This window comes from Pseudomonas sp. S2_E02, from assembly GCF_054668355.1.
Genome location: NZ_CP162761.1, coordinates 898,878 through 916,928, shown reverse-complemented (window position 1 = coordinate 916,928; position 18,051 = coordinate 898,878). Strand labels below are relative to the sequence as shown.

Below are 18,051 nucleotides of genomic sequence, written 5' to 3'. Positions count from 1 at the left end.
ATGTGTCGTAAACCCCGGGTTTATTGTTCGCGTGTGTCTGCGCGGCAACTTGATACACGCTTATACAAAAGCGTCTTTGCCCGGTGACAGTGCCAACAGCCATGTCCTGAATGCCACGATCTTCTTCGATTGCGCCGTTTCATGGGGCGCTACCAGATAAAAACCCAGCTCATCTTGCAAGCGCAGATCGAACGGAGCCACCAGACGGCCGGCCCGCAGATCGTCCTCGACATAGGTTGAACGGCCAATGCACACACCCTGCCCGTCAACCGCTGCCTGTGCCGCCATCAGCGCCAGATCGAAGGTCAGGCGCGGGCCTTCAGCGAGTTGCGGCGGCTGGCCTGCGGCACGCAACCAGGCGCTCCAGTCACCGGCCGTCGCGCCACTGACTTGCAGCAATGCGTGATTGGCCAGGTCTGCGGGCGTTCGCAACGTTTTCGCCAATGCCGGACTGCATACCGGGAAAATATCATCGGACATCAGAAAATCGCCACACAACCCCCTCCAGTCGCCGCGCCCATAACGGATCGCCGCATCAATCGTGCCCTTGCGAAAGTCGACCAGCTCAGTGACCGCACTGATTCGCACATCGATAGCGGGAAACGCCTGCTGAAAGGACGGCAACCGCGGCAACAGCCACTTCGATGCAAACGACACCAGCGTACTGATCGTCAGCACGCTTTTATCGCGAGACGCGAGCAACTGCTCAGTCGAATAGCGCAGCTCATGAAACGCTGCACGCACACCCGGCAAATAGGCGTGCCCGTCCTCGCTCAGCACCAACCCCTCGTTGAGCCGCAAAAACAGAGGCCCGCCCAGCTCGGCTTCGAGTCGGCGGATCTGGTGACTGACAGCGGTCTGGGTGACATTGAGTTCTTCGGCAGCCTTGGTGAAGCTCATGTGCCTGGCGACCGCTTCAAAGGCGCGCAAGCCATTCAGCGAGGGAAGTCGGACCGTCATGGTTCTGAGTGCTCATGAGATTTTGTCATACGCTAGCACCGTAAATGACCTTTGCGAAAGCCGCTTCGGCAATGGAATCTGGCGCTCTCTCTCAGCAAGGAAGTGCCATGAAACTGTATTTTGCGCCCATGACCTGTTCGCTTTCCCCGCACATTGTGCTGCGAGAACTGGGTTTGCCCTTCGAACTGGTTCGCGTCAACAACCAGAGCAAACGCACCGCCGATGGCCGCGACTTTCGCGAGATCAACCCAAAGGGCTACGTTGCAGCGCTGGTTCTGGATAACGGCGAAGTGTTGACGGAGGGGCCGGCGATCCTGCAGTTTCTGCTCGATCAGGTGCCCGGCAACGCGCTGGCGCCACCCTTGGGTTCATGGGAGCGCACGCGCTTGCAGGAACATCTGAATTTCATCAGTACGGAAATTCACGGTGGCAGTGCACCGCTGTTCAATGCGCAGATCCCGGAATCGGTCAAAACGATTTTCCGCCACACACTGTTCAAGCGCCTCGATTACCTGAATCAGCAACTGTCGGCTCGGGACTATCTGATGGACAAATTCGGCGTCGCCGATGCTTACCTGTTCACCGTGCTGAAGTGGCTGCCGACCTTTGCCATCGACATACAGGACTGGCCGGCACTTGCCAGCTACATGCAGCGCATCGGCGCCCGCCCCTGCGTTCTTGCAGCCATCGCGGCGGAAGCCGCGACGCAGCCGGTCTGACCGGCCTCTGTTGCCACGGAGCGGGCCATGTCGACGCTGTATCTGTAAACTGCGGCCCTCTTCACTCGCTCACTCAAAGGATCAGCATGGCTAACCAAGACATCACCTTCACTCCAGATCCGGACGCCGACTCGATTTCCTCGGACGTTGCCACATTCAACGGCATCATGGTTTCCACCCAGATTCCAACCCGTGCCGACGGCAGTCTGGAACTGGGCGATATCACCGCGCAAAGCGAATGCACCCTGCAAGCGCTTAGAGTTGCGCTGGAAGGTGCCGGCAGCTCGATGGATCGGGTGATGCACTTGACGATCTACCTGACCGACATGGCGGATCGCGCGGCATTCAACGAGGTGTACAAGCGCTACTTCGCCAAGCCTTGGCCGGTGCGTGCGGCGGTGGGTGTGGCGTCGCTGGCGGTTGAAGGGATGCGCGTAGAAGTCACCGCGATGGCGGCCAAAGCCTGAGCGCCACTCCTTTCAGGTCATCAGCCGCCGCCTCATAGAGGCTTAAAACCCGAGCCAAGCCTGTAAAGGCTGGCTCGCGTCTTTTCAGGATCGCTTCCGGGCTTCAAGTGGCCCTGTGGCAACAAGCGATAACTTTCCTTCCTTTACGCGATATTTTTTGACTTCACCTTGGTCTTCAAACTCAAAGTCGAAGTGGAAATTGGCGGTTATCGAACCGTTCGCGTCATTTCTCTGAAACTTAATTTTTCCCGCCTTGGCATAGATGATATTTGGGGTCATTGTGATGAGCCCTTGAACACTACTACCCAGCCCCCCTATGTCGTGTTCTCCATCGGGTAGCTCGTTATCAATAACGAACGACATTATTTCGATAATGTTGTTCGCATCCTCTCGATGGTGCGCGATAAGGCTAAAGGTTTCGGCGGATCCGAAGTACAGAGCTTTACCTTCTTGGGTTGCCTGAAATACCGGCCCGACAAGGTGCGGATGGGCAGGGTCAATCACTGCTTTGTAGTAAATTTCCGGCGCGTGGGCCCCTCTGTTCAAATTATTTTTGTTGATACCTAAATAACGAAAATGGTCTTTATCGTTCATAGCAACATGTCCTTTTCGTAATGAATGGTCGGCGAATGACTTCGTTACTATTTCCAACTTACGTCTGAACAACAACTGACAGGTCTGACAGTTGTGCGAATCCGCGAAACGTGCCAAGCGCGATTTGCAGACCATCGGTACATAGGTGCCGACATGTCGTTTCACGGGTAGAATGCGCGCCTAACCGTGACAGCCTGACTAAAAAAACTATGTCCTTGCCCAAGCATCACCTGGAATTGCTCAGCCCTGCCCGCGATGTCGCCATCGCCCGTGAGGCGATCCTGCACGGCGCCGACGCCGTGTACATCGGCGGCCCGAGCTTCGGCGCGCGCCACAACGCCTGCAACGAAGTCAGCGAAATCGCCGAACTGGTGGAATTCGCCCGCAAGTATCACGCGCGCATTTTCACCACCATCAACACCATCCTGCACGACAACGAACTGGAGCCGGCGCGCAAGCTGATCCATCAGTTGTACGACGCTGGTGTCGACGCGCTGATCGTTCAGGATCTGGGCGTGATGGAGCTGGACATTCCGCCGATCGAGCTGCACGCCTCGACGCAGACCGACATCCGCACCCTTGAGCGAGCGAAGTTCCTCGATCAGGCCGGTTTCTCGCAACTGGTATTGGCCCGTGAGCTGAACCTGCAGGAAATCCGCGCGATCGCCGACGAAACCGACGCCGCCATCGAGTTCTTCATTCACGGCGCGTTGTGCGTGGCCTTCTCCGGTCAGTGCAACATTTCCCACGCGCAAACCGGGCGCAGCGCCAACCGTGGCGACTGCTCGCAGGCTTGCCGCTTGCCGTACACCCTCAAAGATGAAAAGGGTGGCGTGATCGCCTACGAAAAACACCTGCTGTCGATGAAAGACAACAACCAGAGCGCCAACATCCGCGCCCTGGTTGAAGCCGGTGTGCGCTCGTTCAAGATCGAAGGTCGCTACAAGGACATGGGTTACGTGAAGAACATCACCGCCTATTACCGCCAGCGCCTCGACGACGTGCTCGAAGATCGCCCGGACCTAGCCCGCGCGTCCAGCGGCCGCACCGCGCACTTCTTCCTGCCCGACCCGGAAAAGACTTTCCACCGTGGTAGCACCGACTACTTCGTCACCGATCGCAAGATCGACATCGGCGCTTTCGATTCGCCGACCTTCACCGGCCTGCCAGTCGGCACCGTCGAGAAAGTCGGCAAACGCGACATGCAGGTCGTCACCCAGGAGCCGCTGTCCAACGGCGACGGCTTGAACGTGCTGGTCAAGCGCGAAGTGGTCGGTTTCCGCGCCAACATCGCCGAAGCCAAAGGTGAGTTCGAAGAAGACGGAGAGAAGCGCTACCGCTACCGCGTCGAGCCGAACGAGATGCCCGAAGGCTTGTACAAGCTGCGCCCGAACCACCCGTTGAATCGCAACCTCGATCACAACTGGCAACAGGCGCTGCAGAAGACCTCTTCCGAGCGTCGCGTGGCCCTGAGCTGGGTCGCTCGTCTGCGTGAAGAACAGCTGGAAGTGACTGCCACCAGTGAAGAAGGCATCAGCGCCAGCGTCACCCTCGCCGGTCCGTTCGGCGTGGCCAACAAGCCTGAGCAAGCGCTCGAACAGCTGCGCGATCTGCTCGGCCAGCTCGGCACCACGCAGTACCACGCCACCGACGTCAAGCTGGATGCGCCACAGGCGTTCTTCATCCCCAACTCGCAGCTCAAAGCCCTGCGCCGTGAAGTGATCGAGAACCTGACCGCTGCCCGTGTCGCCGCTCATCCGCGTGGCGGCCGTAAAGCTGAAACCAGTCCGCCGCCGGTGTACCCGGATTCGCACCTGACCTTCCTCGCCAACGTCTATAACCAAAAGGCGCGCGACTTCTACCACCGTCACGGCGTGAAGCTGATCGACGCTGCGTACGAGGCTCACGAAGAGCCGGGCGAAGTGCCGGTGATGATCACCAAGCACTGCCTGCGCTTCTCTTTCAACCTGTGCCCGAAACAGGCGAAAGGCGTGACCGGCGTGCGCACCAAGGTTGCACCGATGCAGTTGATCCACGGCGATGAAGTGCTGACGCTGAAGTTCGATTGCAAGCCGTGCGAAATGCACATCATCGGCAAGATGAAAGGCCACATCCTCAACCTGCCGCAACCGGGCAGCGTGGTCGGCCACATCAGCCCCGAAGACCTGATGAAAACCATCCCGCGCGCACCGCACTGAGTGGATGACGTGCGCGGTGCTTCGGCGCCGCGCACGCCTGCCCTGCACCACCGGGCTAAATCGCAGGCATAAAAAAACGCCAACTTCTTGCGAAGTTGGCGTTTTTTTCGAATATGGCAGGGGCGGCTGGATTCGAACCAACGCATGGCAGGATCAAAACCTGCTGCCTTACCGCTTGGCGACGCCCCTACTGCTCTTTCCAGCTACTCCGTTAGTTTCGCTGTGAGAACGGGGCGCAATTTACCAAGGTTTTTTTGCTTTGGGAAGCGCGAAGTGAAATATTTTTTGTTTTAAAACAGCGACTTAATATTTTGGCCTGAATCAGGTCCAGGGGGAGTCGGTTTCGCCGCCGTGTATCACACTGTGTACGCCCCCCGCCGCGACACATCGACTTTCAACAAAGCCGTTCTTCGACACAGGCCAGATACGTCTCCGCGCTCAAATGCACTCAAGGTTTCAGGTGTTCATTCAGAACCCTTGGCCAAAGGCTCGCAAAGGAGACGTCACCATGAAGATGGCACTGCACACCCGCAAAACTGCATTCGGCTTGTCGATTCTGGCTGTGGCGCTGTTCGGCGCTTTTGGCAGCGCTCAGGCGCAAACCACTGAACCGGCCGCCGTCAGCTATTCCGCGCCCTCACCCTTCGGCCCGCTCAAGCATGTGAAGGCTGGCGTGCTTGACGTCGCCTATGCCGAAACCGGCCCAGCAGACGGCCCGGTGGTGATCCTGTTGCACGGTTGGCCCTACGACATTCACAGCTACGATGAAGTCGCGCCGCTGCTCGCGGCCAAGGGTTATCGGGTGTTGATGCCGTATGCGCGCGGTTATGGCGATACGCAGTTCCTCTCCAAAGACACCCTGCGCAACGGTCAACCAGCGGCGCTGGCCAGTGATGTCATCGACTTCATGGATGCGCTGAAGATCAAACAAGCGGTGCTCGGTGGTTATGACTGGGGCGCGCGTTCGGCGGACATCGTTTCGGCGCTGTGGCCGGAACGCGTGAAGGCATTGGTTTCGGTCAGCGGTTATCTGATCGGCAATCAGGCCGCCGGGCAAAACCCGCTGCCGCCCAAGGCTGAATTGCAGTGGTGGTATCAGTTCTACTTCGCTACCGACCGTGGTCGTGCCGGTTACGAGAAAAACACTCACGACTTTGCCAAGCTGATCTGGCAACTGGCCTCGCCGCAGTGGAAATTTGACGACGCCACGTTCGATCGCAGTGCCAAAGCGCTGGAGAACCCCGATCACGTCGACATCACCGTGTTCAACTACCGCTGGCGTTTAGGCCTGGTTCAGGGTGAAGCGAAATACGCCGCGCTGGAACAGAAGCTCGCTACCGCGCCGTCGATCAACGTGCCGACCATTACCCTCGAAGGCGATGCCAACGGCGCGCCGCACCCGGCGCCGGAGGATTACGCCAAGCGTTTTACCGGCAAGTATCAGTTCCGCTTGATCAATGGCGGGATCGGGCACAACTTGCCGCAGGAGGATCCGCAGGCGTTTGCCAAAGCGGTGATTGATGCGGATCACCTGTAGAAACAAAAAGGCAGTCAGCCGCTCAGGCTGACTGCTTGATTATTTGAGGGTGGAGGGATGGTCACGTTTTGCAGATGCTTTGCCTGAACGGACGCCATCGCGAGCAGGCTCACTCCTACAGGGGGAACGCATTTCAAATGTAGGAGTGAGCCTGCTCGCGATCACGCCCGACCAGACACCCTCAACCCCGACTAACGTGCGCGATCACTCGGTTGGCACAACCAGATCCAGCGCCTTGTTCACCGCCAACTCCCCCAACATGACCACTTGCGCAATACCCAGCAGGGTATGACGATTTGCGCCCTCCAGCATTCCGGCAAAATTACCGAGCATGACCGACGCGGACGCCAGGGAGCCGCAAGCATTGGTCAGCAGCGACTCCGTGTCTGCTTGCGGGTTGGCCATGAACAGAGCATTGGGCGTATAGGGTGTGGCCATGATCGCGGCAGGCAACAGGTAATGGTCGAGTGCACGCTCTGCCGCTTCGTGGAGCTTTCTTGAATTGGGCGAGGCGTACGGCGATATCAGGTCAGTGACCGGTGGTTCGGGTGGCTGGGACATCAGCTGAAACTCCAGACAAGAACCGTTGGCGGCTCTTTGATAGAAGGCGTGAAGCGCCGCGATTACAGACGCTTCTGTGCAATGAGGGAGCGAGCCCCCTCACCCATCTGCTCCGCGACTAGTGCGGCAAGCGCTGGTTGTCCAGAACTCGGCCGACCACCAGTTCACTGAGCATGATCACCTGTTGCAGGATCAGCATCTTTTTGCGCTGTGAAGGGTCAATCGAATCGGCGAGATCTCGGGCCATGTCAGTGGCGGAGGACAAGGTTTCAGTGGCTTCGACGAGCAGGGTTTCGTTATCCACTGTGGGGTCGATGAGGTAGATCTTGCCGGTCTTGCGGGTGGGTACTGAGGTCTTCAGCGCGGAGGGATTGAGGTAGAAGTTGATCGCGCGGTCGGAGGCCTCTTTGATGTTTTGAGGCTCGAGTGCGGCGTCGTAGGGGATTGGATCGGTTTCTGGCGGGTTTGGCGTAATTTTGAACATAGATGACACTCGCTTAGCAAAAAATAAGGAGCCATCACTCACGCTACCAAACGAGGTGGTGACCATTGCGCAGGTTGGTAGACCGGTCTAAGCGAGTAAACCCCGGCGCTCCCGAAGGAGCCCCACGCATGGCCACCATAAAAAACCGAGCCCCGAAAAGAGACTGCATATAGCGGCGCATAACGCTTAGAAAACGGGCTACCAAACCCGATCACTGTTTTGCAGTGACAGGGAAACGATACAGCCCGCCTCAAGGCGCGTAAGCCGGCGGATTCTGGCGTACGCGTAGGCAACGGCGCAAGGTGTTGTAGCCGTTATGGCGTAACAGTGCGTGTAAGTTAAACGTGCGTGGGTGATAGCGTTTAAAAGCCCCTCACCCTAGCCCTCTCCCAGAGGGAGAGGGGACTGACCGGGGTGTTTGGGAGAGCTACGCCGACGTGGGATACCGAGGTGAATTTTGGTGACGAAGCGGTTGGTGCCGCCTGCAAGTTCCCTCACCCTAGCCCTCTCCCAAAGGGAGAGGGAACTGACCGGCTGTTTGGGGGAGGTACGCCGACGTGAGATTCCGAGGAGAATTCAGGTGGGTGACGGCTTGGGTTATTTGACCAGGCGTTTTTCTTTTGATGGGCGATAGCCGAAATATGAGCTGTAGCATTTGCTGAAATGGCTTGGCGAGACGAAGCCGCACGCGACCAGCACTTCCACTTGTGAAAGCTCAGTGTGCTGCAACAACCGTCGCGCTTCGGTGATGCGCAGTTCCAGGTAATAGCGCTGCGGCGTGGTGCCCAGTTGCTCCTTGAACAAGCGCTCCAACTGCCGACGAGAACGGCCGGCATACACCGCCAGTTGCTCCAGCTCCAGCGGCTCTTCCAGATTGGCATCCATCAGCTTCACCACTTCACGCAACGGCGCACTGACGCAGATGTTCTCGTCTGGTTTGATGCGCCGGTAACGCGATTCCTCGAAGGCGAGGATGTCTTCGATACCTTCGACCAGGGCTTTACCGTGCAGGCTCTTGATCCAGTCCAGCGCCATGTGGAAAGCGCCGGACGGGCTGGATGCCGTGAGCCGGTCGCGGTCGATCACGTAAGGCTCGCTGCTGACATGGGTGGTTTTGGCGATTTCAGTCAGCGCCGGGCGATGTTCCGGGTGGATCGCGCAGCGATAGCCGTCGAGCAATCCGGCGCGGCCGAGGAACCACGAACCGTTCCACAACCCGGCGAGGCTGATGCCCCGCTCCGCTGCAACCTGAAGCAAATGAATAAACTCCTCACTCGCCCGCAACTCGGTGCGATACCCGCCACACACCACCAGCAGATCCAGTTGCGCCAGCGCGGCTGAATCCAGACGTGCGTCAGGGCGGATGACCAGCCCCAGATCACTGATGACTTCGCCGTCACCCAAGCCAAACGTGCGCGACGAAAACAACCCCGGACGCAACAGGTTGGTAGTGACAACGGTGTCCAGCGCCTGGGTAAACGCCGGTAGCGAAAAGTGTTCGAGCAGCAGAAAACCGGTGCGGGTCATGCGCGTTTCATCCGCGCTTTGCTCATTCAGATAGCGGAGGTTTTTCCCCTTCATGCCTCCGCTGAATTGGCGTCGTTCGATCAAGTTGTGGTCCATCGGTCATGTTGTTGTGCGCCGATAGTTGGCTTGATCCGCCAAAGAGTCAATCACGCCGGTGAATGGCGAACAGTTTCAGTGGGGGGTTGTCCGCCAATCCATCTCTGACTCAAACAGCCGAGAAAACCCCGGCGCCTAAACGCCCCTCAAGACGCCCACACAGCACGTAGTGCTGATAGCCGCTGGAGAACGATCCTTGGGAAATCGCGATCCTGACATCGTCATTCAATCGAAGGTACTGGGCTTCATCAAAGTTTTCTGCGCTGACTTCGCCCGCACGCCCGAGACGCTCGCTGTCCACCGTGAGACCCTGGCTGGCGAAGTGCTCGAAATCGATGATGCGATTCACCGCGTGCCGCTCCAGCACACCCTGATTGGGATGCATCGAGTAGATATGCAGGCCCTTACTGGCGCAGCGGTCGCACATGTCGACACAGTTTTTCTGCGTCGATTTACGCCGCGTCAGCTCTTCAAGCGGCATGTCGAGGTACTTGCCAACCTGATACTCGGTCTGATTGAAGATCGTGCAGCAAAGCACCGTGTTGCCATTGCAGTCGATGACCAGCCAGTCATCCTTGAGCGTGCACGCCATCTTGGGAAATTGCTGGATGACGTTGACGAGATCGTCGTACGGCGGCAATGCGAGGCGTTTCAGGGTGTCAATGTCCGTAGCCGTGACAGACGGGTCACGCTCGACAATGGCCAGTGTCTTCTCCAGCGGCATCATCACCGAATACCCGGTGGTGAAGATGAAGCCAAGACGCTCACTGAACGCGCGCATCAGTGATTCTTCTTCGATGTTATCCAGGTAGCGGTGATAGTAAACATCCACACGGGTTCTCAGACCCAGGCGCTGTTTGATCTCCTGCAGGGCGATCATGTTTTGTTTTACAACTTCGATATCGCCGCCGACATGGCCCTTTTCGTAGGTCTTCTGGTAAAAACCCGAGAGCGAAATACGGAAGTAACTCGGCTCGGCCATCAGGGCCTTTTCCATATTCTTGGCGAGATTAAGGTTGGTGCTGATACCGCTGCCCATGCCGGCAGCATTAATGATCTCGATAAATTCGCCAATTTTTGGATGAATCAGCGGCTCGGTCCAGTTATAGAGGTAGATGGTGTCGACGCCCTCTGTCTTGGCCTTATCGACAATCTGCTTGAACATGTCGAGCTGCATGGCTTTTTTGAAATTGAGATTTTCCGAGTTGCCCATTGGGCAAGACGGGCAGCTCAGATTGCACGCACCGACGATATCGATGTACATATTCATGCGGGTGAAGCTCCTAGAATTGAAAGCCATGCATCTCATCACTACGGGCTTTCAAGTCGCCTGATTGTGTTGGTATTTTGACGGCACTGGCACAGCAGCTAGCAATAACTGCACCACAATGCTTCTACGCCATTAACTCAACGACCCAATCGATGAACACGCGCAATTTCAGGCTGACATGCCGGTTCGGCGGATAAGCAATGTAGAGCGGCATCGGCGCGAGTTTCCAGTCTTCGAACAGCGGCACCAGCTCGCCACGCGCTTGATGGGCGGCAGACATGTATTTGGGTAACCACAGCACGCCCATGCCCGCCAGACCTGCCGCGAGATAAGCGTTGCCGTCATCGACTGCCAATACGTGCCGTCCCTTGATTTGCAGGTTTTCAGTGGCGTTGTGCAAGGCATATGGCACCGGTTTGCCGGTGCGTGCCCAGAGAAAACCGACCACGCGATGGTGGCTGTCTTCCAGGTCTCTCGGGTGCGCGGGGATGCCCGCGCGCGCCAGGTATTGCGGTGCGGCAAACACCCCCAACTGCAGATCGGCGACCTTGCGTGCCATCAGCGACAGGTCCATGAGTTCGCCGCCGCGCACCACGCAATCGACGTTCTCATCAATGATGTCGACGATACGGTCACTGACGCCCATGTCGATCTGGATATCCGGATAGCGCGCGTGAAACTCAGGCAGGGCCGGCACCAGAATCAACCGTGCGAGCGGACTCGGGACGTCCACTCGCAGCCGGCCCGAAGGTGATGCCGCCGCGCCTGGCAGGCTGGTTTCGGCATCATCGAGGTCGGCGAGCAAGCGGATCACGCGTTGGTAATACGCCGCGCCATGGTCGGTGACGTTGACCTTGCGCGTGGTGCGATTGAGCAACTTGACCCGCAGGCGCGCCTCCAGTTGCTGAACCAGTTGGGTCACGGTGGTCTTGCTCATGTGCAAGGTTTCCGCCGCTTTGGTGAAACTCCCCGCCTCGACCACTCGGGCGAAGGCCTGCATTGCGTCAAAACGGTCCAAGGTGTGCCCTCGATTGTTTGGATTTCACAAACAGTGAACGCCAAGCTTGCGCGTTTATCGCTGGCCTGCAAATACCTACAGTGGCTCCATCAACTCAAATGAAGGAGACACTCCCATGACTCAGCGCGATGTTGTTTTTCCATCCGCACGCCGCACGCTTTACGAACGCCACCGTTACTCGCCCGCCATTCGCTCCAACGGTTTTCTGTTTGTCTCAGGACAGGTCGGCAGCACCGAGGACGGCACGCCGGAGCCGGACCTGAAAAACCAGGTGCGTCAGGCGTTCACTAACCTCAATGCAATCCTTGCAGAGGCCGGTGCCAGCTTCGATGACGTGGTCGATGTCACCGTGTTCATCGTCGACCCACCGTCGAAATTCGAGACGATCTGGAATGTGGTGCTGACCGAGTTCTGGGGCGAGGCGCCGCATCCGACGGTGACGGCGGTTGGTGTGACGTGGCTGTATGGGTTTGATTTCGAGATCAAGGTGATTGCCAGGTTGCCGTAAATATCCGGACACACCCATTCGTTTGCCATTTCAGAGGTCGTCTGTTTGCATGCTGCCCCACATCAGCATTCAGATCAGGGAGAGGATCGATGAACATTTTGGTCGTGGGTGCCAGTAAAGGCTTGGGCCGAGCTTTTATCGAAGGTTTGGGTAACGCGGGAGACACACTGATTGGTGTGTCCCGCACGCGTCCCGAAGGTTTGGTGTGCGAGGCAGAGCATCCAGTACGCTGGGTGGAAGCCGATCTGATGAATCCGGCCAAAGCCGCGCACGCCATCGAGCATGCGGTCGTCGACGATGGGCTGGATACGCTGATCTACAACCTCGGTATCTGGGAAGAGTCGGCTTTCGATCCAGCCTATGACTTTCTCGACAGTCCGGACGACGAATTGCAAGCCATCGTCAGTTGCAACATCAGCGCAACAATCCTGTTGATCAAACGCCTGCTTCCGCTTCTGCTGAAAAGCCCCCTTCCCAGAATCATCCTCACCGGATCGACTTCAGGCCTGCCGCAAAGCGGGCGTCCGGAAGTCGCCTTCGGCGCCTCCAAATTCGCCCTGCGCGGGATTGCCGATACGCTGCGCGAAGGCTACCGGCAGCAGCGTCTGGCGGTGACTTGCCTGAATCTGGGGTATCTCAACACCGAGGATCGGCTGAGCACGCCGCGAGATCTGGCTGCGCAGCGTGGCGAGGGTCAGCTGATTCCAGTTCACGATGTCGTTCAGGTGGTGCGCATGATTCTGAGTCTGTCTTCGGCCAGCTACGTCAAGGAACTCACCCTGCCGGCAATCCTCGACGAACGCTTTTGACCGTTCCGACCCTGATGGCGCTGGCCTTTACGCGTGCGAATACGTATAACCTCGCCGATTCGTCTACCCTCACGTAGCGCCCTGGTTCAGCTCTTCACACTTTTTGACGCTCACGAAACGGAGAATTCCATGCTCAAACGAACACTGGCACTGACCGCCGGCCTGGCCCTGTCCTTTTCTACTTTGGTGGTGCAAGCCGCTGACGTTTTGCGCGTCAGCGCGATTCCCGATGAAGCCCCGACCGAGTTGCTGCGCAAGTTCGAACCACTGGGTGCTTATCTGGAGCAGCAACTTGGCATGAAGGTGCAGTTCGTGCCGGTGGCCGACTACCCGGCAGTGGTTGAAGCACTCGCGACCGATCGCCTCGACATGGCCTGGCTCGGCGGTTTCACGTTCGTGCAGGCACGTTTGAAAACCGACGCAACGACGCCAGTGATCCCGTTGGTACAACGCGAACAGGATGCGCAGTTCACCAGCAAATTCATCACCGCTGACCCCAATGTGCATAGCCTCGCCGACTTGAAGGGCAAGACCTTCGCTTTCGGTTCGGTGTCGTCGACTTCCGGCAGCCTGATGCCGCGTTACTTCATGCTGAAAAACGACAACATCAAGCCTGAGGGCTATTTCAGCCGTGTCGCCTACTCCGGCGCCCACGACGCCACCGTGGCCTGGGTGCAGGCTGGCAAGGTTGACGCCGGTGTGCTGAACGCCAGTGTCTGGCAGAAACTGGTTGACGCCGGCAAGGTCGACACCAACAAGGTCAAAGTCTTCGCCACCACCCCGACCTACTTCGATTACAACTGGACTGTGCGCGGCACCCTCGACCCGGCACTGGCCGCGAAGATCAAGAAAGCCTTCCTTGATCTGGACCCGGCCAACCCTGAGCAGAAGAAGATTCTAGATCTGCAGGCCGCCAGCCGCTTCATCGAGACCAAACCCGAGAACTACAAGGGCATCGAGGAAGCCGCCCGCGCCGCCGAACTGCTGAAATGACCCTACGCCTCAACCAAGGCAGCCTGCGCCACGCCAATGGAGTCGACGCCCTGCGCGGTGTCGACTTGCAGATTGGCGTCGGCGAACAGGTGGCCATCATTGGCCCGTCCGGAGCCGGAAAATCGAGTTTGCTCAACCTGCTGGCCACCGCCCTGCGGCCCAGCAGCGGCGAGATTGAAGTGCTGGGCGAACGCGCCTGGCACTTGTCTGCCCGCCAGCGTCAGCGTCTGCGCGCGCGGATCGGCCTGGTGCATCAGGCGCCGCCACTGCCACCGCGTCAGCGTGTAGTGACGGCGGTGCTGGCCGGCAAGCTCGGCCAATGGAGTCTGGGTAAAAGTCTTTTGAACCTGTTGCATCCGCTGGATGTGGCCGGTGCGCGCGCGGCGTTGGCGCGACTGGACCTGGGCGACAAATTATTCGCGCATTGCCAGCAATTATCTGGCGGCCAGTTGCAACGCGTCGGTATCGCCCGCGTGTTGTATCAGGCGCCGGAAATCCTCTTGGCCGACGAACCGGTGTCAGCCATGGACCCGGTCATGGCCGGGCACACGCTGTCGATCCTCTCGCGACATGCCCGCGAACGTAACGTCACGCTGGTGGCGAGCTTGCATGCGGTGGATCTGGCGCTGTCGCACTTCCCGCGAATCATCGGTCTGCGCGACGGGCAGATTCTGTTCGACAGCGCCTCCGCTCAAGTCAGACCCGAGATGCTCGACGCGCTGTACGCCAACGAAAAACTGCAATCGCCGGCCGCTGCGGTGGCGCCTTTGACTGTGCAGATTCCACGATGCTGAAAGCCGATTCACGCGATCCCGCTGCATGGCCACGTCTGCTGCTGACGTTGCTGGCGATAGCTTTGCTGTGGCCGGGCATTCAGCTCAGCGAGCTGAATCTGGGCGTATTGCTCCCCGACAGCCAGAATGAAATGGGCCGTTTTGTCGCGCAGTTCTGGCCACCGGCGCACGACGAAGCGTTTCTGCAGTTACTGCTCAAAGCCACCCTGCAAACTCTGGCCATCGCCACCGCCGGCATGGCTCTGGCGCTGGTGTTGGCGATACCGGCGGGCCTGGTCGCCAGTCGTGCGCTGTCGCTGTCTGCCGCGTCACGCGGTGGCGTGCCGAGCCGACTGGGGCGTCTGTTGCGCTGGCCGGTGCGCGGACTGTTGATTTTCCTGCGCAGCGTGCCGGAAATCGTCTGGGCGCTGCTGTTTGTGCGCGCTGTAGGGTTGGGGCCGGCGGCCGGTGTGCTGGCCATCGCCATCACCTACAGCGGCATGCTCGGCAAAGTCTATGCGGAGATTTTTGAATCGACCGATCAGCGTCCGGCGCACGCACTGTTGCAGGCTGGCAGCGGCCGTCTGGCGGCGTTTGCTTACGGCACGTTGCCCAACGTCGGGTCAGAACTGCTCTCTTACACGGTCTATCGCTGGGAATGCGCGATCCGCGCGTCAGTGGTGATGGGGTTTGTCGGTGCGGGCGGCCTGGGTCAGCAGATCGACCTGTCGATCCGCATGTTCGCCGGCGGTGAAGTCGCCAGTATCCTGCTGTGCTTCCTGGTGCTGGTATTGGCCGCCGACCAACTCAGTCGCCTGCTGCGCTGGAGGCTGACATGAACCGGCTGATCAACTTGCTGCTGATCGCCGGTATTGCGCTGGCGGTCATCGCGTCTTTCGCTTATCTGGGACTGGATCTGGGCGAGGTGGGCAGCGCCACCAGCGTCAAGCAGATGGGCGCGTATGTGCAGCGTTTTCTCAGCCCGGACTTGAGCGCGGACTACCTGAAAGCCATCTTGCATGGTTCGATGGAAACTCTGGCGATGTCGGCCCTCGGCACCCTGCTCGCCGCTGTGTTCGGCATCATTCTCGCCCTGCCCGCCGCCGGACGGTTCGGCTGGCCGTTGCAAAGTGCCTCGCGCCTGCTGCTCAATGCCTTGCGGGCGATACCGGAACTGGTCTGGGCGGCATTGATGGTGCTCGCCGCCGGCCTCGGCCCGAACGCCGGCACCCTCGCCCTCGCCCTGCACACCACTGGCGTGCTCGGTCGCTTGTTCGCCGAAGCCTTGGAAAACACGCCACCGCAACCGGCCGAAGCCATTCGCTTGCAGGGCGGCAACCCGATTCTGGCCTTCTGCTACGGCACCCTGCCGAACCTTGCGCCGCAACTGCTCGCCTACGTTCTGTACCGCTGGGAAAACAACATCCGCATGGCCAGCGTGCTGGGTTTTGTCGGCGCTGGCGGATTGGGGCAGATGCTCTATGTGAGCCTCAGCCTGTTTCAGGAAGCGCAAGCCAGCACGGTGATTCTGGCGATGCTGGTGCTGGTGTTTGTGGTCGACTGGTTGAGTGCGTGGAGCCGGCAACGCTGGGTCAAGGCCTAGTACGCAGGCTGGCGAGTGGATATCTGGCAGAAGCTGATTATGCTTCAGGAAAGCTTGCACATTTGCGCGATGGCGGCACTGTGCAAGCTTCACGCAACAGCGCTTCCGGCATATGCCACAAGGCCAGAGTGAGACGAGCAATAACGGGGGACTCCGGCCTACAACAATAAGCACGACGGAGAACACCCATGGCCACAACCTACACAACGTCCACCGGCAGTCCACCGCGCAGCGGCGGCATCACCAAGGAAGAGCGCAAGGTCATCTTCGCTTCGTCCCTTGGCACGGTTTTCGAGTGGTACGACTTTTATCTCTACGGTTCACTGGCGGCGATCATCGCCAAGCACTTCTTTGCCGGTGTCAACGAAACCACCGCGTTTATCTTCGCCCTGCTCGCCTTCGCGGCGGGGTTTGCCGTGCGGCCGTTCGGGGCGATTGTGTTTGGCCGGCTCGGCGACATGATCGGGCGCAAACACACGTTTCTCATCACCATCGTGATCATGGGCGTGTCGACCGCGATAGTCGGTCTGTTGCCCGGCTACGCGACCATCGGCGTCGCCGCACCGGTCATTCTGATCACCCTGCGCTTGCTGCAAGGCCTGGCGCTCGGCGGCGAGTATGGCGGCGCCGCGACCTACGTGGCCGAGCACGCGCCACGCAACAGACGCGGGTTCTTCACCTCGTGGATTCAAACCACCGCGACCCTCGGCCTGTTTCTGTCGCTGCTGGTGATCCTCGCCTGCCGCACGGCGCTGGGCACTGAAGCCTTCGAAGCCTGGGGCTGGCGGATTCCGTTTCTGTTGTCGATCCTGCTGCTGATCGTTTCGGTGTACATCCGCCTGCAACTGAGCGAGTCGCCGGTGTTCCAGAAAATGAAGGCCGAAGGCAAGGCGTCGAAAGCGCCGCTGACCGAATCCTTCGCGCGCTGGGACAACCTCAAAGTGGTGATCATGTCGCTGCTTGGCGGCACGGCCGGGCAAGCGGTGGTCTGGTACACCGGGCAGTTCTACGCGTTGTTCTTCCTGCTGCAGACGCTGAAGATCGACCCGCAAACCGCCAACCTGTTGATCGCCGGTTCGCTGCTGATCGGCACGCCGTTCTTCGTGATTTTCGGCAGCCTCTCCGACCGCATCGGGCGCAAGCCGATCATCATGGTCGGGTGCATGCTGGCGGCGCTGACGTACTTCCCGATCTTCCACGCGCTAACCCAGTACGGTAACCCTGATGTGTTTATCGCCCAGGAGAAGAACCCGGTCAAAGTGATCGCCAACCCGGATCAGTGCTCGTTCCAGTTCGACCCGGTGGGGAAGGCCAAATTCACCAGTTCCTGCGACCTGGCGAAGACCCTGCTGGCAAAACGGGCGATCCCGTATGAGAACGTGATTGCCGAGCCGGGCACCGTCGCACAAGTGCGCATCGGCGATAAAGTCGTCGAGAGTTTCGAAGGCAGCGCCCTGCCGGCCGCCGACTTCAAGACCCGCAACGATGCGTTCACCGCGACTCTCGGCACCGCGCTCAAGGAAGCCGGTTATCCGGAGAAAGCCGACCCGGCGAAAACCAACTACCCAATGGTGTTGCTCCTGCTGACCGTGCTGGTGATCTACGTGACCATGGTTTACGGCCCTATTGCCGCGTGGCTGGTCGAGCTGTTCCCGACCCGCATCCGCTATACCTCGATGTCGCTGCCGTATCACATCGGTAACGGCTGGTTTGGTGGCTTCCTGCCGACGGTGGCGTTTGCCATGGTCGCCGCGACCGGGGATATCTATTACGGCTTGTGGTATCCGATCGTGATTGCGGTGATGACAGCGATACTGGGCACGTTCTTCCTGCCGGAAACCAAGGATCGCGACATTCTCAAGGATTGAACACCGTGCGCGCCCTCTCCATCGCGGGAGGGCGCCATTCGGCATGACCTGGCAAAAATATCGAAC

At 59.0% G+C, this 18,051-nt stretch carries 18 protein-coding genes and 1 tRNA gene; 11 read left to right on the top strand and 8 right to left on the bottom strand.

The window, feature by feature from the left end; genetic code table 11:
• Window positions 1–60: 60 nt before the first annotated feature.
• Window positions 61–960, bottom strand: coding sequence for a transcriptional regulator GcvA (locus AB4O01_RS04075; RefSeq protein WP_460090761.1), 900 nt, complete (start codon window positions 958–960; stop codon window positions 61–63).
• A 107-nt stretch (window positions 961–1,067) separates the two neighbouring features.
• Between AB4O01_RS04075 and gstA the strand changes: the two genes are divergently transcribed.
• Together gstA and AB4O01_RS04065 are read left to right on the top strand one after the other, a co-directional pair.
• Window positions 1,068–1,679 (top strand): glutathione transferase GstA, encoded by a 612-nt coding sequence (gene gstA, locus AB4O01_RS04070; RefSeq protein ID WP_460090760.1) that lies wholly within the window; start codon window positions 1,068–1,070, stop codon window positions 1,677–1,679.
• A gap of 86 nt (window positions 1,680–1,765) precedes the next feature.
• Window positions 1,766–2,146, top strand: coding sequence for a RidA family protein (locus AB4O01_RS04065; RefSeq protein ID WP_460090759.1), 381 nt, complete (start codon window positions 1,766–1,768; stop codon window positions 2,144–2,146).
• 84 nt (window positions 2,147–2,230) lie between these two features.
• On the opposite strand, the gene AB4O01_RS04060 is transcribed toward AB4O01_RS04065, so the two are convergent.
• Window positions 2,231–2,740, bottom strand: coding sequence for a hypothetical protein (locus tag AB4O01_RS04060; protein WP_093433109.1), 510 nt, complete (start codon window positions 2,738–2,740; stop codon window positions 2,231–2,233).
• 209 nt (window positions 2,741–2,949) lie between these two features.
• On the opposite strand from AB4O01_RS04060, the gene AB4O01_RS04055 reads away from it, so the two are divergent.
• The gene (locus tag AB4O01_RS04055; protein WP_099759010.1) at window positions 2,950–4,938 is read left to right on the top strand and encodes a peptidase U32 family protein; all 1,989 of its coding nucleotides are present in this window, start codon (window positions 2,950–2,952) and stop codon (window positions 4,936–4,938) included.
• 114 nt (window positions 4,939–5,052) lie between these two features.
• Here the strand turns inward: AB4O01_RS04055 and AB4O01_RS04050 are convergent.
• Window positions 5,053–5,127: transfer RNA gene (locus tag AB4O01_RS04050), tRNA-Gln, on the bottom strand.
• Between the two features lie 319 nt (window positions 5,128–5,446).
• Here AB4O01_RS04050 and AB4O01_RS04045 point away from each other — a divergent pair.
• Entirely contained in the window at window positions 5,447–6,475 is a 1,029-nt protein-coding gene (locus AB4O01_RS04045) for an alpha/beta fold hydrolase (RefSeq protein ID WP_460090758.1), read from the top strand.
• Window positions 6,476–6,679: 204 nt separating this feature from the next.
• On the opposite strand, the gene AB4O01_RS04040 is transcribed toward AB4O01_RS04045, so the two are convergent.
• From AB4O01_RS04040 to AB4O01_RS04020, 5 genes are all read right to left on the bottom strand, one after another.
• Complete coding sequence (locus tag AB4O01_RS04040) at window positions 6,680–7,036, bottom strand: DUF6124 family protein (protein ID WP_099759009.1); 357 nt, start codon at window positions 7,034–7,036, stop codon at window positions 6,680–6,682.
• A gap of 118 nt (window positions 7,037–7,154) precedes the next feature.
• Window positions 7,155–7,520 carry a DUF6124 family protein gene (locus tag AB4O01_RS04035; RefSeq protein ID WP_460090757.1) on the bottom strand — a complete coding sequence of 122 codons (366 nt, stop codon included), beginning with the start codon at window positions 7,518–7,520 and terminating at the stop codon, window positions 7,155–7,157.
• 597 nt (window positions 7,521–8,117) lie between these two features.
• On the bottom strand, window positions 8,118–9,143 hold the full coding sequence (locus tag AB4O01_RS04030) for a GlxA family transcriptional regulator (RefSeq protein WP_460090756.1): 1,026 nt from the start codon (window positions 9,141–9,143) through the stop codon (window positions 8,118–8,120).
• A 109-nt stretch (window positions 9,144–9,252) separates the two neighbouring features.
• A complete protein-coding gene (locus AB4O01_RS04025) occupies window positions 9,253–10,413 on the bottom strand; it encodes a radical SAM/SPASM domain-containing protein (protein ID WP_460090755.1) in 1,161 nt (386 codons plus the stop codon).
• 124 nt (window positions 10,414–10,537) lie between these two features.
• Window positions 10,538–11,431 (bottom strand): LysR family transcriptional regulator, encoded by an 894-nt coding sequence (locus tag AB4O01_RS04020; RefSeq protein ID WP_460090754.1) that lies wholly within the window; start codon window positions 11,429–11,431, stop codon window positions 10,538–10,540.
• A 115-nt stretch (window positions 11,432–11,546) separates the two neighbouring features.
• Between AB4O01_RS04020 and AB4O01_RS04015 the strand changes: the two genes are divergently transcribed.
• From AB4O01_RS04015 to AB4O01_RS03985, 7 genes are all read left to right on the top strand, one after another.
• Window positions 11,547–11,939: a RidA family protein gene (locus AB4O01_RS04015; RefSeq protein ID WP_116255582.1), complete on the top strand. Its 393-nt coding sequence runs from the start codon at window positions 11,547–11,549 to the stop codon at window positions 11,937–11,939.
• A gap of 89 nt (window positions 11,940–12,028) precedes the next feature.
• Complete coding sequence (locus tag AB4O01_RS04010; protein WP_460090753.1) at window positions 12,029–12,748, top strand: SDR family NAD(P)-dependent oxidoreductase; 720 nt, start codon at window positions 12,029–12,031, stop codon at window positions 12,746–12,748.
• Between the two features lie 129 nt (window positions 12,749–12,877).
• On the top strand, window positions 12,878–13,741 hold the full coding sequence (locus AB4O01_RS04005) for a putative selenate ABC transporter substrate-binding protein (protein ID WP_099758997.1): 864 nt from the start codon (window positions 12,878–12,880) through the stop codon (window positions 13,739–13,741).
• Window positions 13,738–14,535, top strand: coding sequence for a phosphonate ABC transporter ATP-binding protein (locus AB4O01_RS04000; protein ID WP_460090752.1), 798 nt, complete (start codon window positions 13,738–13,740; stop codon window positions 14,533–14,535). Before AB4O01_RS04005 ends, AB4O01_RS04000 begins: the two co-directional genes overlap by 4 nt.
• Window positions 14,529–15,353, top strand: a complete 825-nt coding sequence (locus AB4O01_RS03995; RefSeq protein ID WP_093433144.1) for a PhnE/PtxC family ABC transporter permease — start codon at window positions 14,529–14,531, stop codon at window positions 15,351–15,353. Before AB4O01_RS04000 ends, AB4O01_RS03995 begins: the two co-directional genes overlap by 7 nt.
• Window positions 15,350–16,117, top strand: coding sequence for a phosphonate ABC transporter, permease protein PhnE (gene phnE / locus AB4O01_RS03990; RefSeq protein ID WP_099758995.1), 768 nt, complete (start codon window positions 15,350–15,352; stop codon window positions 16,115–16,117). Before AB4O01_RS03995 ends, phnE begins: the two co-directional genes overlap by 4 nt.
• A 188-nt stretch (window positions 16,118–16,305) precedes the next feature.
• Window positions 16,306–17,985 (top strand): MFS transporter, encoded by a 1,680-nt coding sequence (locus tag AB4O01_RS03985; RefSeq protein WP_093433152.1) that lies wholly within the window; start codon window positions 16,306–16,308, stop codon window positions 17,983–17,985.
• Window positions 17,986–18,051 lie beyond the last annotated feature (66 nt).